Origin of the sequence: Rhizobium halophilum (genome assembly GCF_021648825.1) — a bacterium.
In the GTDB taxonomy this organism is placed as follows: domain Bacteria; phylum Pseudomonadota; class Alphaproteobacteria; order Rhizobiales; family Rhizobiaceae; genus Neorhizobium; species Neorhizobium halophilum.
On record NZ_JAKJHS010000005.1, the window covers coordinates 175,133 to 188,449 of the forward strand.

14 protein-coding genes are annotated in these 13,317 nt (G+C 59.6%); 7 read left to right on the forward strand and 7 right to left on the reverse strand.

From position 1 onward, the window contains the following. Positions 1-8: 8 nt before the first annotated feature. Positions 9-890 carry a LysR family transcriptional regulator gene (locus LXM96_RS12100; protein WP_239998749.1) on the reverse strand — a complete coding sequence of 294 codons (882 nt, stop codon included), beginning with the start codon at positions 888-890 and terminating at the stop codon, positions 9-11. Positions 891-997: 107 nt separating this feature from the next. Here LXM96_RS12100 and LXM96_RS12105 point away from each other — a divergent pair, with 107 nt between their 5' ends. Next, a complete protein-coding gene (locus LXM96_RS12105; RefSeq protein ID WP_239998750.1) occupies positions 998-2,494 on the forward strand; it encodes a CoA-acylating methylmalonate-semialdehyde dehydrogenase in 1,497 nt (498 codons plus the stop codon). Positions 2,495-2,792: 298 nt separating this feature from the next. Here the strand turns inward: LXM96_RS12105 and LXM96_RS12110 are convergent, their stop codons facing one another. Continuing rightward, positions 2,793-3,839 (reverse strand): Fe(3+) ABC transporter substrate-binding protein, encoded by a 1,047-nt coding sequence (locus LXM96_RS12110; RefSeq protein WP_239998751.1) that lies wholly within the window; start codon positions 3,837-3,839, stop codon positions 2,793-2,795. A gap of 171 nt (positions 3,840-4,010) precedes the next feature. On the opposite strand from LXM96_RS12110, the gene rirA reads away from it, so the two are divergent. The 4 genes from rirA (at position 4,011) to LXM96_RS12130 (ending at position 7,044) form a co-directional block, all read left to right on the forward strand. Beyond that, a complete protein-coding gene (rirA, locus tag LXM96_RS12115; RefSeq protein ID WP_239998752.1) occupies positions 4,011-4,484 on the forward strand; it encodes an iron-responsive transcriptional regulator RirA in 474 nt (157 codons plus the stop codon). A 118-nt stretch (positions 4,485-4,602) separates the two neighbouring features. Further along, positions 4,603-5,634, forward strand: coding sequence for an AbrB family transcriptional regulator (locus tag LXM96_RS12120; RefSeq protein ID WP_239998753.1), 1,032 nt, complete (start codon positions 4,603-4,605; stop codon positions 5,632-5,634). An 88-nt stretch (positions 5,635-5,722) separates the two neighbouring features. Beyond that, the gene (locus LXM96_RS12125; RefSeq protein WP_239998754.1) at positions 5,723-6,247 is read left to right on the forward strand and encodes a gluconokinase; all 525 of its coding nucleotides are present in this window, start codon (positions 5,723-5,725) and stop codon (positions 6,245-6,247) included. A gap of 152 nt (positions 6,248-6,399) precedes the next feature. Next, entirely contained in the window at positions 6,400-7,044 is a 645-nt protein-coding gene (locus tag LXM96_RS12130; RefSeq protein ID WP_239998755.1) for a TetR/AcrR family transcriptional regulator, read from the forward strand. Positions 7,045-7,062: 18 nt separating this feature from the next. Here LXM96_RS12130 and LXM96_RS12135 read toward each other — a convergent pair whose 3' ends face one another. The 3 genes from LXM96_RS12135 to LXM96_RS12145 form a co-directional block, all read right to left on the reverse strand. Next, positions 7,063-8,361, reverse strand: a complete 1,299-nt coding sequence (locus LXM96_RS12135) for an NAD(P)/FAD-dependent oxidoreductase (protein ID WP_239998756.1) — start codon at positions 8,359-8,361, stop codon at positions 7,063-7,065. A gap of 1 nt (position 8,362) precedes the next feature. Continuing rightward, positions 8,363-9,721: a glutamine synthetase family protein gene (locus LXM96_RS12140; RefSeq protein WP_239998757.1), complete on the reverse strand. Its 1,359-nt coding sequence runs from the start codon at positions 9,719-9,721 to the stop codon at positions 8,363-8,365. Between the two features lie 176 nt (positions 9,722-9,897). Further along, entirely contained in the window at positions 9,898-11,145 is a 1,248-nt protein-coding gene (locus LXM96_RS12145; protein ID WP_239998758.1) for an NAD(P)/FAD-dependent oxidoreductase, read from the reverse strand. A gap of 177 nt (positions 11,146-11,322) precedes the next feature. Between LXM96_RS12145 and LXM96_RS12150 the strand changes: the two genes are divergently transcribed. Next, positions 11,323-12,750 (forward strand): phosphomannomutase, encoded by a 1,428-nt coding sequence (locus tag LXM96_RS12150; protein WP_239998759.1) that lies wholly within the window; start codon positions 11,323-11,325, stop codon positions 12,748-12,750. A gap of 59 nt (positions 12,751-12,809) precedes the next feature. After that, positions 12,810-12,944 (forward strand): hypothetical protein, encoded by a 135-nt coding sequence (locus LXM96_RS21605; protein ID WP_262913619.1) that lies wholly within the window; start codon positions 12,810-12,812, stop codon positions 12,942-12,944. A gap of 18 nt (positions 12,945-12,962) precedes the next feature. On the opposite strand, the gene LXM96_RS12155 is transcribed toward LXM96_RS21605, so the two are convergent. Then, positions 12,963-13,127 (reverse strand): hypothetical protein, encoded by a 165-nt coding sequence (locus tag LXM96_RS12155; RefSeq protein WP_239998760.1) that lies wholly within the window; start codon positions 13,125-13,127, stop codon positions 12,963-12,965. Continuing rightward, on the reverse strand, positions 13,127-13,297 hold the full coding sequence (locus LXM96_RS12160; protein WP_239998761.1) for a hypothetical protein: 171 nt from the start codon (positions 13,295-13,297) through the stop codon (positions 13,127-13,129). The genes LXM96_RS12155 and LXM96_RS12160 overlap by 1 nt, the downstream gene beginning before the upstream one ends. Positions 13,298-13,317: the final 20 nt, after the last annotated feature.

The following is a 13,317-nucleotide window of genomic DNA, read 5'->3' on the forward strand; positions in this document are numbered from 1 at the left end:
CAGATCTCTCACATGAAGATCTGCCGCTCTTCCTGAACAAGTTCGTGGAGGAAATCCACCACCACGCGCAGCCGCATCAGATCGCGGCTGCTTTCATGATAGGTGGTCCAGTATGCGCGGCGGATCACCACCTCGGGCAGGATTCGGATCAGTTCCGGATATTGCCGCCCGATGTAGTCATGCAGGATGCCAATGCCGGCACCGGAACGCACCGCTTCTGTCTGACCGATCGCGCTGGAGATCTCGAAGCTCGCATCCCAGTCGCGCATGATTTCGCCGGTGAAGTTGAGGGATGGAGAGAAGATCAGATCCTCAACATATCCCGTTCGCGAATGGCGCTTCAGCGCCTCCACGTTGTCAGGGGCTCCATGGGCTTCCACGTAGGCGCGTGAGGCATAAAGGCCAAGAGAGTAATCCACGAGTTTCGCACAAACCAGGCGGCCTTGGGTCGGTCGTTCGATCGTGATCGCGATGTCGGCCTCCCGTTGAGAAAGCGAGAAGGAGCGGGGGACGGGAACCAGTTGCAGCTTGAGTTGAGGGTGGCGCCTTGTTAACTGCCCTAAACGTGGTGCGAGGAAGGAAACACCGAAGCCGTCCGGTGCGCCAATGCGCACTGTCCCTGCGATGATGGTATCGATGCGCCCACTCGTTGCCTGGGCTTCCAGCATCTCTGCTTCCATGCGCTCTCCCGCACGAAAAAGTTTCTCCCCTTCGGGCGTCAACTCGCACCCATTGGTTCGGCGGATCAGGAGGCGGCTGCCCAAGGCTTCCTCCAGATTGGTCATCCTCCGTCCCAGCGTAGCATGATTGATGCCGAGGCGTCGGGAGGCGGCAAGCAACTGCCCCGCTCTCGCCACGGCGAGAAACAAGCGAACGTCATCCCAGTTCACCGTCGTTTCCTTATGTCATATTTTGCACAGCGGCTGCGTAAACTATGGCGTTGCCTTGTGCAAATTTGAGTGCCAGTTTCGCCGTCAAGGAAACTGGAGGCAAACCTATGTACGAAGTTGGCCATTTTATCGACGGGAAGCACGTCACCGGCTCGAGCGGACGTACCGCGAGCGTCTACAATCCTGCCACCGGAGAGGTTCAGGCGACGGTATCATTGGCCAGCGACGCCGAACTCCGCGCCGCAGTGGAAAGCGCCAAGGCGGCGCAACCGGCTTGGGCCGCCACGAATCCGCAGCGCCGCGCCCGTGTCTTCATGAAGTTTGTCGAGCTTCTGAACAAGAACATGCAGGAACTCGCGGAGCTGCTTTCGAAGGAGCATGGGAAGACCGTCGAGGATTCCAAGGGCGACATTGTCCGCGGCCTGGAAGTCTGCGAGTTCGTGATCGGCATACCGCATCTGTCCAAGAGCGAGTTCACCGAAGGCGCCGGACCCGGCATCGACATGTACTCCATTCGACAGCCCGTCGGGATTGGTGCTGGCATCACCCCCTTCAACTTCCCCGCCATGATTCCAATGTGGATGTTCGCACCTGCGATCGCCTGCGGCAACGCCTTTATTCTCAAGCCATCGGAGCGTGATCCGTCGGTGCCGATTCGCCTGGCGGAGCTGATGATCGAAGCAGGCCTGCCGGCCGGCATCCTGAACGTCGTCAATGGCGACAAGTCGGCGGTGGATGCCATCCTGAGCAATCCCGACATCAGCGCGATCTCCTTCGTTGGATCCACGCCAATTGCGCGATACGTCTATGGTACTGCGGCGATGAACGGCAAGCGCGCCCAGTGCTTCGGCGGGGCCAAGAACCACATGATCATCATGCCCGATGCCGACCTTGACCAAGCGGCAAACGCCCTGATGGGGGCCGGTTATGGCTCTGCTGGCGAGCGGTGCATGGCGATCTCCGTCGCAGTGCCGGTTGGGGAGGAGACTGCCAATCGCCTCGTCGAGAAGCTGGCCCCGATGGTCGAGAGCCTTCGGATCGGTCCATACACCGACGATAAGGCGGACATGGGCCCGGTCGTCACCAAGGAGGCGCGTGACCGCATCCTCGGCCTGATCAATCGTGGCTTGGAGGAGGGTGCTGAGCTGGTGGTCGACGGACGAGACTTCAAGCTGCAGGGCTACGAGGAAGGCTACTTCGTCGGCGGTTGCTTGTTCGATCGTGTCACGCCGGACATGGACATCTACAAGACGGAGATCTTCGGCCCCGTTCTTTCCGTGGTCCGGGCGCGCAATTACGAGGAAGCTCTCGAACTGCCGATGAAGCATGAGTACGGCAATGGTGTCGCGATCTATACCCGCGACGGAGACGCTGCGCGCGATTTCGCCAGCCGCATCAATATCGGCATGGTCGGGGTGAATGTGCCGATCCCGGTTCCGCTTGCCTACCACTCCTTTGGCGGCTGGAAGTCCTCCTCGTTCGGCGACTTGAACCAGCACGGCACCGATTCCATAAAGTTCTGGACGCGGACCAAAACCGTCACGTCGCGCTGGCCCTCGGGCATCAAGGACGGCGCCGAGTTTATCATGCCGACGATGAAGTGATGGGACATGCACAGGAAAGTCCTGCGCATCCTACGTGCTATTGATCTTAATTAGCACCGCGCTAACTTCCCCTCCGCTGATGGAGTGGGGAGTTATGGTGTACGAGTGGGATGAGAAGCGTGCTCGGCGCGCTTATTGGACACGGATCGGGCTGATGGCGGTCGTTGTCTTAGCCGCTGTTGCCGGGTCTACCTGGATCGCTTCCGCATTCGGCCTGGGCCTCTGAACAAGAATCCCGGCTCGGGACTTGGAATCAAAAAAGGCCGGCGGATCGCCGGCCTTTGCTGTTAAGGGCTGATCAGCCCTCAGGGCCTTCATTGACGCCGACCTTGTCCACCAGTTCCGAAGCCTTCTTGCGGTTGGCGGCAATCTCGGCAAGCGGAAGCGTGTCCGGCTTGATGGTCCCGAAGCCCTTCACGATCTCCGACGGTTCTGCGCCAGGCATGACGGGATACTCGAAGACCTGCTCCGCATAGATCTTCTGGGCCTCGCCCGAGGCCAGGAATTCCATCAACTTCAGGGCGTTGTCCTTGTTCGGAGCGTTCTTCGCCAGCGCCATGCCGGAAATGTTGACATGCGTGCCGCGGTCTTCTGTGTTGGGGAAGAGCACCTTGATCGCCTCAGCCCATTCCTTCTGCTCCGGCTCCTTCTCGTTGGTCTTCATCAGGCCGACATAGTAGGTGTTGCCAAGCGCGATGTCGCACTCTCCCGCAAAGATGGCCTTTGCCTGGTCGCGGTCACCGCCGTTCGGCTTGCGAGCGAGATTGTTCTTCAGACCCGTGAGCCAGGTCTCCGTGTAGTCCTCGCCGTGCGCGGCGATCATCGAAGCAATAAGCCCGATATTGTAGGAATGCTGGGCATCACGGATGCAGATCTTGCCCTTCCACTTCGGATCGGCGAGTTCCTCGTAGGTGATGGAGTCCTGCTGGACGCGATCCTTCGACGCATAAACGACACGTCCGCGTGTCGTCAGCGCAAACCATTCGCCCTCGGGATCGCGGAACTGTGACGGGATATCCTCGTTGATCGTCTCGTTGTCCGTGACCGGCTGAGTGACGTCTCCCTCCTTGGCTTCCATGATCCGCGCGATGTCGACGGTCAGAATGACGTCGGCCGGCGAGTTGGCGCCTTCCGCCTGGATGCGTTCGACCAGCCCCTTGTCGAGGAACAACACGTTGGTGTTGATGCCGGTCTCCTCGGTGAACTTGTCCAGCAGGGGCTTGATCAGGTCAGGCTGCCGATAAGAGTAGACGTTCACTTCCCCGTCGGCCGAAGCAGACTGGGCCGAAAGCAGGGAAGCGCCGGCCCAAAGTCCGGCTGCAAGGATAGTTTTTGAGATCTTCATCTGGTCCTCCGCATGTCTCAGGATACCTGATGAGCAAATTCATGATTTCACGACGGGGTCAATAGGGGAGGGTACGAGTTAAAACTTGATCACGAATTTCTTATTTTTGAATTGTTCAAAACTGGCCGGGGCATTATATGGTGTTTTCGAGAGACTCAGGGAGACATCCGCATGCGGTTGACCAAACAAACGAACTATGCGGTGCGCATGTTGATGTATTGCGCTGCCAACGAGGGACGCCTCAGCCGCATCCCGGAGATCGCCAAGGCATACGGAGTGTCGGAGCTTTTTCTGTTCAAGATCCTGCAACCGCTGACGCGCGCGGGCCTGGTAGAAACGGTGCGCGGCCGCAATGGTGGTGTACGCTTGGGGCGTTCTGCCGAGCGCATCACCTTGTTCGACGTGGTGAAGGTGACAGAAGACAGTTTCGCCATGGCGGAATGTTTCGAGGATGGCGTTGCGGAATGTCCGCTTGTGGATAGCTGTGGCCTGAATTCGGCACTGCGAAAGGCGCTCAACGCATTCTTCGATGTCCTGACCGAATACACGATCGACGACCTGGTCAAGGCTCGTCCGCAGATCAATTTCCTGTTGGGCTTGGACGACGTCCGCATGCCACGCATCGCTGCCGCTCCGGCGGCCTGAGGTATGGAGCCGGCGCTCTGCCGGCTCCGCGAGGGCTCCGAGGTTGACCAGCCTCGGAGGCAATATAAAGAAGGAGCGTGCATCCTCTAGCCGCCCTTATGCCGCCACAGGCCCCCGCATGCCCTTTCCGGAAATTCGGACCTTTATCCTGACGATGACGATCGCCTCAGCCGGCGCGATCCTTGCCTATCTTGCGGCGTTTCCCGCTCCTTTCCTCGTCGGACCGGCAGGCGCCGTCACCCTGGGGGGACTCCTGGGCCTGCGGCTAGGTATTCCTACACTTGTGCGCAATGCAAGCTTCGTCGTTATCGGGATGTCGATGGGAAGCGGGCTCACTCCAGAAGTCATCGTTGCTGCCCGTACGTGGCCGGTGAGCTTCATGCTCGTACCGGTCACGGTCGTGATCCTGCTTTACTCCGCGACGTGGGTGCTGGAGCGGATCTTCGGCTATGACCGCACCACCGCTTTGCTCGCCGCCTCGCCCGGACATCTGAGCTTCGTGCTCAGCCTCGCCGCAGATACCCGAAGCGACCTGCTCGCGGTGGGCGTGATCCAGAGCGTGCGGGTTCTCGCTTTGACGCTGACCGTTCCACTGCTGGTCGATCAGCTTGGTCTGGTGGGAACCGAGGCGTCTTCACCGGGTCGCTCGATGGAACTGCTGCCGTTGCTGCTTTCATTCGCAGCCGCGATACTGCTTGGCATCCTCTTCCAGAGGTGGCGGGTTCCGGCTGCTCTTCTGGTGGGTGGTATGGTTGCCTCCGGAACCACGCATCTGTCCGGGTTCGTGGTTGGTGAGGTGCCTGCATGGATCATGGTTCCTACCTATATCGTCCTTGGCGGCATGATCGGGTCGCGGTTCTCCGGTGCTTCCGTAAAAGCGATGCGAACTGCCTTCTTGGCCGGGGCCGTTGTAACGGTTCTCGTGGTCGTCCTCGCTGCTCTCATCGCAGCCTTCGTCTCCTGGCTCGCGGCCGTCCCTGTGGACGCAGCTCTCATCGCCTTTGCGCCAGGAGGACTTGAAACGATGGCTGCAATGGCCGTGATGCTAAATGCACAGCCTACCTATGTCGGCGCTCACCATGTGCTGCGACTTCTCATCCTGTCGGCGCTGATGCCCTGGGCATTGAGAAAGGATCTGCGGACAAGTTAGCCGCACGCCTAGATCATCCCGGCATGCTCTTGTGGAGAGAGCTGAAGATGCGCTAGCAGGCAGGTCAGGCATTAGAGGTAGGAAAGCCATGTCCAACGAACATCCAACCGCCGTCATCGTGATGGGCGTAAGCGGTGCAGGGAAATCCTCTGTCGGAGAGCGCCTGGCGGCAAAGCTGGGATGCGAATTCGTCGAAGGAGATCGGCTTCATCCGGCTTCAAACGTGGAGAAGATGGCGAAAGGCATCCCGCTCATCGACGATGACCGGTGGCCTTGGCTGGATCTTGTCGGGCAAGAGCTCGCCGCCTCCATCGAAAAGGGAGCGAGCCTTGTTCTCTCCTGTTCGGCTCTGAAGCGAGTTTACCGTGACCGCCTGCGAAAGGCTGCCGAGGGGAAACTCCGTTTCGTCTTCCTGAAGGGAACGCCGGCGCTGCTTGAAATCCGGATGGGAGAGAGGACCGGCCACTTCATGCCGCTTGCCCTTCTCCAGACGCAACTGGCGACGCTGGAAACTCCGGAAGGGGAGGAGGGCGTCGTTACAGTCGATATAGATGCTGACTTGGAGAAAATCGTCGAGGCAGCTTACGAAGGACTGAAGATGCAGCCTATGTAAAGCAGGAATTAACTACCGGCATTCGATAGTACCTTCTTAATTACGAAGATGTTGAGCAAGCTCTCTTCGGGAGGATGTAGCGGGCGCCGGTCCACAACACACCCTCAAGGCGTGAGGCTGCGGCTGTTTGTTGATGTGCTTGAGGAAAGTTGATGCCCGATTTGAATGAGTCTGCCACGCGGGGTCAGCTTCGGCGGGTTCCCAAGCAGGAACGCAGTCGAGAACGAATCGACGAGATCCTCAAAGTCTCCATGGACTTGATCGGCAGGAAGGGAATCGACGCAGTCACCATGAAGGAGATCGCCGCTTTGTCGGGCGGTCCGATTGCATCGGTCTACCAATATTTTCCGAACAAAACCGCAATCGTCGCGACGCTGTATGAGCGTTATGCCGACGAGGTGAAAAACATGATCGAGGCCGGAATGGCCGGGGTGAAAAGCGCTGACGATGCTTTCGCCGCGATCGATATGTTGATCGATGGCTATTATCTGAAGGTAAAAAACACGCCAGCTATCCAGGATCTTCTGAATGCTGCGCAGGCAGACAAGAGCTTGGCAGAGCTCGATCTAGAGCAGTCGCGAGTACATAGCCGCATCTTCGCTGGCGCGACTTATTTCCTTGTGCCTGAGAAACTGCGCGAAGAGTTTACGCGCACGGTACTGTTGACGTTCCACCTGGCGGCGGGGGCCGTCCGCCTTGCCCTCCTGGTGGGCGGCGACGAGGAAGCCTGGGTTATCCACGACTTCAAGGTCACCGCAAACGTTCAGTTCCGACACTTCATTGGTGCTCCTGACTAAGCGATGTCCCTGCTGCACTCATAGTCCAAGCCGATCCCGCAATCCGTACCACCAGGCCCCGAGCGCCGTAAGCGGGACGCGGAAGCTTCGTCCGCCGGGGAAGGGGAGGTTTGGCAGCGAAGCCCAGATGTCGAACCGCTCTGCGTGCCCGGCCACCGCCTCGCCGAGGATCTTCCCAAGCAGATGGGTGGTGGTGACCCCGTGGCCGCTGTCCCCATGGGAAAAGTAGACCTTGTCGCTCATGCGGCCGACATGGGGGATCCGTGTCAGCGTCAGCGCGAAATTGCCGCTCCAAGCGTAGTCGATCCGCACGCTCTTGAGTTGAGGGAAGGTCTTCAGCATGTTTGGACGGATGACGCTTGTCAGGTCCTTGGGGTCATGCCCGCCATAGCCGATACCGCCACCGTAAAGCAGACGATTGTCAGAGGTACGACGATAGTAATCCAGGATGTAGTTTGCATCCTCGACGCAGTAGTTCGCCGGGAGAAGGCTCTCCGCCAGACCCGGGTCCAGCGGCTCGGTTGCCATCACCTGGCTTGAGACCGGCATCATGCGGCCGTGGATCTCGGGCAGAAGGGGAGAAACATAGGCATTGCCGCAGATGAGGACGTAGTTGGCACGTACCGCACCCTGCTGCGTCCGCACCAAAGACCGTTCTCCCGGCTCGACCTGCGTTACCCGCGATTGTTCGAATATCCGCCCGCCCTGCCGCTCTACGGCAGCAGCCTCTCCGAGAACGAGATTGAGGGGATGGATATGCCCCCCGAGCCGGTCGATCATGCCGCCGGCATAGCGGTCGGTCCTGACATAGTACCCCACCTCTTCCCTGGTCACCATCTCCAGGCCGGTGTGCCCGTGCTTCTCCCAGTGAGCCTTGTGCGCCTCCATCTGGCGAAGCTGCTTCTCGGTGAATGCGGCGAAGAAACCACCGTGCACGAGGTCGCAGCCGATGCCATAGCGGGCCACGCGTTCGCGGATAATCTCGCCACCTTCGAGCGACATCTCGCCCAGCCTCCTGGCCTTGTCCTGGCCGTAGCGCGCGGCAATGGTCTCAAGATCACGGCTGTAGCCATTGACGATCTGGCCACCATTGCGGCCGGACGCGCCGAAGCCGATCCGCTCCGCTTCCAGCACGACCACTGAATAGCCCCGCTCGCAGAGTTCCAATGCGGCTGAGATGCCGGTGAACCCGGCGCCGACGATGCATACGTCCGCGTCGACCTCGTCCGCGAGCTGTGGACGGACCGACTTGTCGTTCGCTGTCGCCGCATACCAGGAGTTGGCATGTCTGGGGTTGCCGCTGATCTTGTAGGTCATGTCACACTGTCCTGATGTAGGCGTCGTACTCGACATCGGTGACGCGAAGGGAGAATTCCTGGATCTCTTGCTGTTTGCAGGCCGTATAGAGCGCGCGGTACTTCGGACCCAATGTGGCGTAGGCAAAGGTGGATTTTCCGAACTGCTGCACCGCATAATCCCAGTTCGTCGGCAGCGGCTCGTGGCTGACTGCGTGCTCGTCTCCCGTGATCGCTCCACCTGGATTGCGTTTCTCGCGGATCCCGGCCAGAGCGGCGCTTAGGATCATCGCAAGAACGAGATAGGGGTTGGTGTCTGCCCCGGCCACGCGATGTTCGATTCGCGTCGCGGGTTTGCTCGCCGTGATGACACGCACGGCGGCGGAGCGGTTGTCGAAGCCCCAGGAGGCGTAGGTCGGTGCGTGTTCGCTCGGTCGCAGGCGGCGGTAGGAATTTGCGTGCGGAGCAAAGATCGCCATGCTCTCCCCCATGTTCTCCAACAGGCCCCCTACCGAATGGAACAGTTGTTCGGTCGGACCGTCGGCACCGGCGTAGACGTTGGTACCGCTGTCGTCGAGCAGGGAGAAATGTACGTGCATCCCATTGCCGGCCTGACTGCCATAGGGCTTCGCCATGAATGTGGCGTCAAGGCCGTTGGCTCGCGCCACGCCCTTGACGATGCGCTTCAACAGGACGGCGTAGTCCGCCGCCTTCAAGGCATCCGGGACATGGTTGAGGTTGATCTCGTATTGCCCAGGCCCGTTTTCTCGCAGAGTGGTGTCAGCGGGAATGCCCTGCGCGCGCGCTGCCGAGGCGATGCCGTGGAAGACATCCTCAAAATCCTGAAGTTCGGAGACGGAGAGCACCTGCGTCTGTCCGGTGTGCCATCGCCCATCGCGAGAATTCGGCGGGCGCACCGGGTCAAGGGCTGAGCGGACCGGATCAATCAGATAGAACTCCAGTTCCGTCGCCACCACCGGAGTCAGTCCGAGCCGCTTGAACCCTTTCAACACGTTCGCCAGCACTTGGCGTGGATCGCCATAAAAGCCGCTGCCGTCGGGGTCTCGCATGCCCAGGAGGACCTGAGCGGTCGGGCGGTTCAGCCAGGTGACCCGCGAAAGCGTGCCAGGAACAGGGAAGCAAAGTCCATCCGGATCGCCGGTGCCTTCAGCGAGACCCGCCGCCGTCACGTCGCGGCCCCACACGTCGAGGGCATAGACGGAGCGCGGCATGGCCATTCCGTTCGCCAAGACGTCCAGCGCTCGTTCGCGCGGGATCCATTTGCCTCGCGGGACTCCGTTCACATCAATGACGAAGGCCTCCAGGACCTCGACGTCGGGGTTGCTTTCAAAGAAGACCTGTGCGGAACCGATATCACTCATAAAACACCAGAAATTGTTCATCCGTCGGCGCAAGGAGCACCCGAGCCGTGCGCGGCTCTGCTAGCGATCAATCGTTCTGGGGTTGTAGATCAGATATCGAACCATATTCACACTGGCCTCGATCAGGCCGTTCATTCCCTTTCCGGACAATATCCGCAATCGCTGCCAATGGCCAGTCAGGCCCCGAAACGCTCCGGTCGGTAGGCGGAGATGTCGATGAGCGGTGTCTCGCCTACGATTGCCTCGGCAAGAACCTGCCCCGTCACCGGACCAAGTGTCAGCCCGTGATGGGCGTGTCCAAAACCAAACCACAAGCCCTTGTGGCGCGGAGCCTTCCCAATCACAGGCATCATGTCAGGAGTGCAGGGTCGGGCGCCCATCCAGGGGTCGCTGTCCAATCTCTGGCCAAGGGGGAAGACGGTGCGGGCGACATCCTCGGCGCGATCCAGTTGGACCGGCGTCTTCGGCGCATCCCGCAGAGCAAACTCTGCACCCGTGGTCAACCGGATTCCCTGTTTCATCGGGGCAAGGAAGTAGCCGCGTTCCGCATCCATCGTCCAACCGTTCAGCTTGGCGCCACCTTCAGTGCCGTAGTGCATGTGGTAGCCGCGCTTGACGCCGACGAGGAAGCGATAGCCGAGCGGTTTCGTCACCGTATCCGACCACGGTCCAAGGGCGACGACGACGTCCTTCGCGTCCACAATGCCTTCACCCGCCACGATGCGCCAGCCGCTTGCCGTCTGCGAGAGGCGTTTTGCGTCGCCTCTGAGGAAGCGTCCACCAAGCTTCTCGAACAAGCGGAGATAGGCCATTGTCAGCGCATAGGGATCGCGCACAGACCATGGGTCTTCCCATTTCAAGCCACCGACAAAGTCCCGGCTGAGGCTCGGTTCCTGTTCGGCGATGTCCACGGGCGTAAGTTCGCGGAAGCTTACCCCGTATTCTTCCCTCAGGCGGAACGCCTCCTTCAACTCGCCGTCGCGTTTGGCGGAGGTGCGGAAAACCTCCGTCCACCCCTGCTTGACGATCAGGTCTTGCGCGCCGGCTTCTTCGATCAACTCGTTGTGCGTGGAAATCGAGTGTTCGATCAGAGGAGCGTAAGCCCTGGCAATCATCTGGTGCCGGCTCAGGTTCGAGTTCCACCAGTATTTGGCAAGGAAGGAGGTTACCCGAGGAATGGCTCGCCAATGGTAGTGCGCATCGATCCGGTTGTTCAGCGCGTAGCGGAATATCATGCCGAATTGCTGCGGAAAGCCATAAGGAACGACGCCTTCGCGCTGGATAAGTCCGGCATTTCCGTATGACGTCTCTTCGCCGGGGCCGCGGCGATCGACCAGCACCACCGACTTGCCCCGTCGCGCAAGCTGAAGTGCTGTGGAGACGCCGATGATGCCGGCGCCAAGAACGATCGCATCCGCTATCATCTCTGGTCTTTCCAATCTCGTTGTTGCCGGGGCGAACATGCCGAGGACGGTGCTGCGGTGCAACGGAAAAATCGTGCCGGCAACACATTCCAGCTCGACGGAGGCCGGATTGCCATCTTGATTTGCTGGGCGAGGGCCTTAAGGCTTCCACTCCAATGCTTCAGGACTGGTGGTGACATGAAATTTGGAACAAGTGGCCTGAGGGGATTGTCTTCAGACCTCAAAGGTCCGGCATCCTATCGCTATGCCGCTGCCTTCGGGCGATACCTTCTGGAAAGCGGTAAAGCAAAGCCCGGCGCCACGGTTCTTCTCGGCCGCGACTTCAGGGACTCCAGTCCTGAGATTTCGTTCCGTTGCGCGAACGCCCTGAGAGATCTGTCTTTCGACGTGGTGGACTGTGGTACCGTCCCAACGCCAGCGTTAGCTTTGCATGGGCTCGAAACCCAATCCGCATCGCTCATGGTCACGGGTTCGCACATTCCCGCCGATCGTAACGGGATCAAGTTCTATCGGCCAGATGGCGAGATCGACAAGGACGACGAGGCCGCGATCAGCGCACTTGTGGCCTCTATCGATGATAAGGAAGAGACCCGAGCCACGACCGCTGTTGGAATGACGGACGAACTGTGCACCGGCCGTTTCCTGGAGCGGAACAAGATGCTCCTGCCTGTGAATGCGCTGAGTGGCTTCAGGGTCGGGGTCTACCAACATAGTACTGTTGCCCGCGATCTGTTGGTGGAAGTCCTTGCTCATTATGGCGCTGAAGTCTTGTCCTTCGGACGCTCAGACACCTTCATCCCGGTCGACACGGAAGCGGTCGGTGACGACACGCGGAAGAAGCTCAGAGCTTGGGCCGCGGATTATGCACTAGATGCTATCGTCTCCGCAGACGGCGATGGCGACCGCCCCCTGGTTGCTGACGAAACAGGAGCTCCGATACGCGGAGACATAATTGGCCTCATCACAGCCCACGTCCTTGACGCAGACGTGGTGGTCACCCCGGTTACCTCAAATTCAGGCATCGAGGCTGCCGGGCGATTTGATGTAAGGCGGACGCGCGTCGGATCACCTTATGTCATCGCTGGTATGAACGAAGCGGTTGCCGCCGGAAAGAAGCGCGTCGTCGGCTTTGAAGCAAACGGGGGAGTCCTTCTCGGCAGCGATTTTATGATCAATGGCACCTTGCTAAAGACGCTGCCGACGCGCGATTGCTTTCTGCCGATCTTGAGCCTTCTCTCCTATGCGCGCGAAAGGCGCATGCCGTTATCTGCTGTGGTAAGTTCCTTCGATCTTCCGGTTGCCGCATCCGACCGGCTGGAGAACTTTCCCGTCGAGACCAGTGAAAAGCTCATGGCTTCTCTTCGCACAGATCATCAGGCGCTCCCCCGATTTCTGGCGCCGATCGGCGAGGTGGAGAATAGAGATGATCTGGATGGCCTTCGTGTCACCTTGAAGGGCGGGCGCATCATCCATCTGAGGCCATCGGGTAATGCCCCGGAAATGAGGTGCTATGTAGAGGCGCAGACCGAGGAGGCCGCGACGGCGCTATTGGAAGCCGGGCTTAACCGCCTTCGTCAATGGCCGAACCTTCCCCCGGAGACGTGAGGACGAACAGGAACATATCTAGCCTCTCCGTGTTCGCAATGCAGCTAGGAAAGGTTTAGATGAACATGCGCATCCTCGTGATTGCTCTCATCATCGTCGTGCTGGCGCTCCTGATGGTCGTGTGGCGACCATTCCAGCAAACAGTTATTGAGGAAGAGCCGGGCCAAGCACCGCCACACGCGATCGACCAGTGACCAATCAGGAGACGCCGCTCATCGCTCAGTCTTCTTGCTGTAGTTGATGCGCGTCTCGCGAGAAGCATTGGCCAGATTGTCTTCTTCTTGCTCGAACGCCCCTTTTGGCTTGCCGGAGCCGACAGCGCCCTCACGTTCCATCTCCTGCTGCCGTTCTAAGTCACTTCTGTCTTTCCTGCCCATCAAGGACCTCCCGCGACCGCGCCAGCGACAGCGGCGGCAAGTGCGACGATATCGATCTTGCCGCGTACCTCCAGAGCATCACCTTCACTCACTGTCAGCTTTCCCTGATCCTGAGCTGCCTGCCTTTTGAGTTCCGCACGGATCGCGTCTTCTATTTTCTCTTCGAGCATCTGATGACCTCCCTAAGTTG

Coding starts and splice junctions, on each gene's coding strand:
- LXM96_RS12150 (WP_239998759.1), top strand. CDS start 11,323: ATGAAATTTGGAACAAGTGGCCTGAGGGGATTGTCTTCAGACCTCAAA.
- LXM96_RS12145 (WP_239998758.1), bottom strand. CDS start 11,145: ATGATAGCGGATGCGATCGTTCTTGGCGCCGGCATCATCGGCGTCTCC.
- LXM96_RS21605 (WP_262913619.1), top strand. CDS start 12,810: ATGAACATGCGCATCCTCGTGATTGCTCTCATCATCGTCGTGCTGGCG.
- LXM96_RS12140 (WP_239998757.1), bottom strand. CDS start 9,721: ATGAGTGATATCGGTTCCGCACAGGTCTTCTTTGAAAGCAACCCCGAC.
- LXM96_RS12160 (WP_239998761.1), bottom strand. CDS start 13,297: ATGCTCGAAGAGAAAATAGAAGACGCGATCCGTGCGGAACTCAAAAGG.
- LXM96_RS12125 (WP_239998754.1), top strand. CDS start 5,723: ATGTCCAACGAACATCCAACCGCCGTCATCGTGATGGGCGTAAGCGGT.
- LXM96_RS12110 (WP_239998751.1), bottom strand. CDS start 3,839: ATGAAGATCTCAAAAACTATCCTTGCAGCCGGACTTTGGGCCGGCGCT.
- LXM96_RS12135 (WP_239998756.1), bottom strand. CDS start 8,361: ATGACCTACAAGATCAGCGGCAACCCCAGACATGCCAACTCCTGGTAT.
- rirA (WP_239998752.1), top strand. CDS start 4,011: ATGCGGTTGACCAAACAAACGAACTATGCGGTGCGCATGTTGATGTAT.
- LXM96_RS12155 (WP_239998760.1), bottom strand. CDS start 13,127: ATGGGCAGGAAAGACAGAAGTGACTTAGAACGGCAGCAGGAGATGGAA.
- LXM96_RS12130 (WP_239998755.1), top strand. CDS start 6,400: ATGCCCGATTTGAATGAGTCTGCCACGCGGGGTCAGCTTCGGCGGGTT.
- LXM96_RS12105 (WP_239998750.1), top strand. CDS start 998: ATGTACGAAGTTGGCCATTTTATCGACGGGAAGCACGTCACCGGCTCG.
- LXM96_RS12120 (WP_239998753.1), top strand. CDS start 4,603: ATGCCCTTTCCGGAAATTCGGACCTTTATCCTGACGATGACGATCGCC.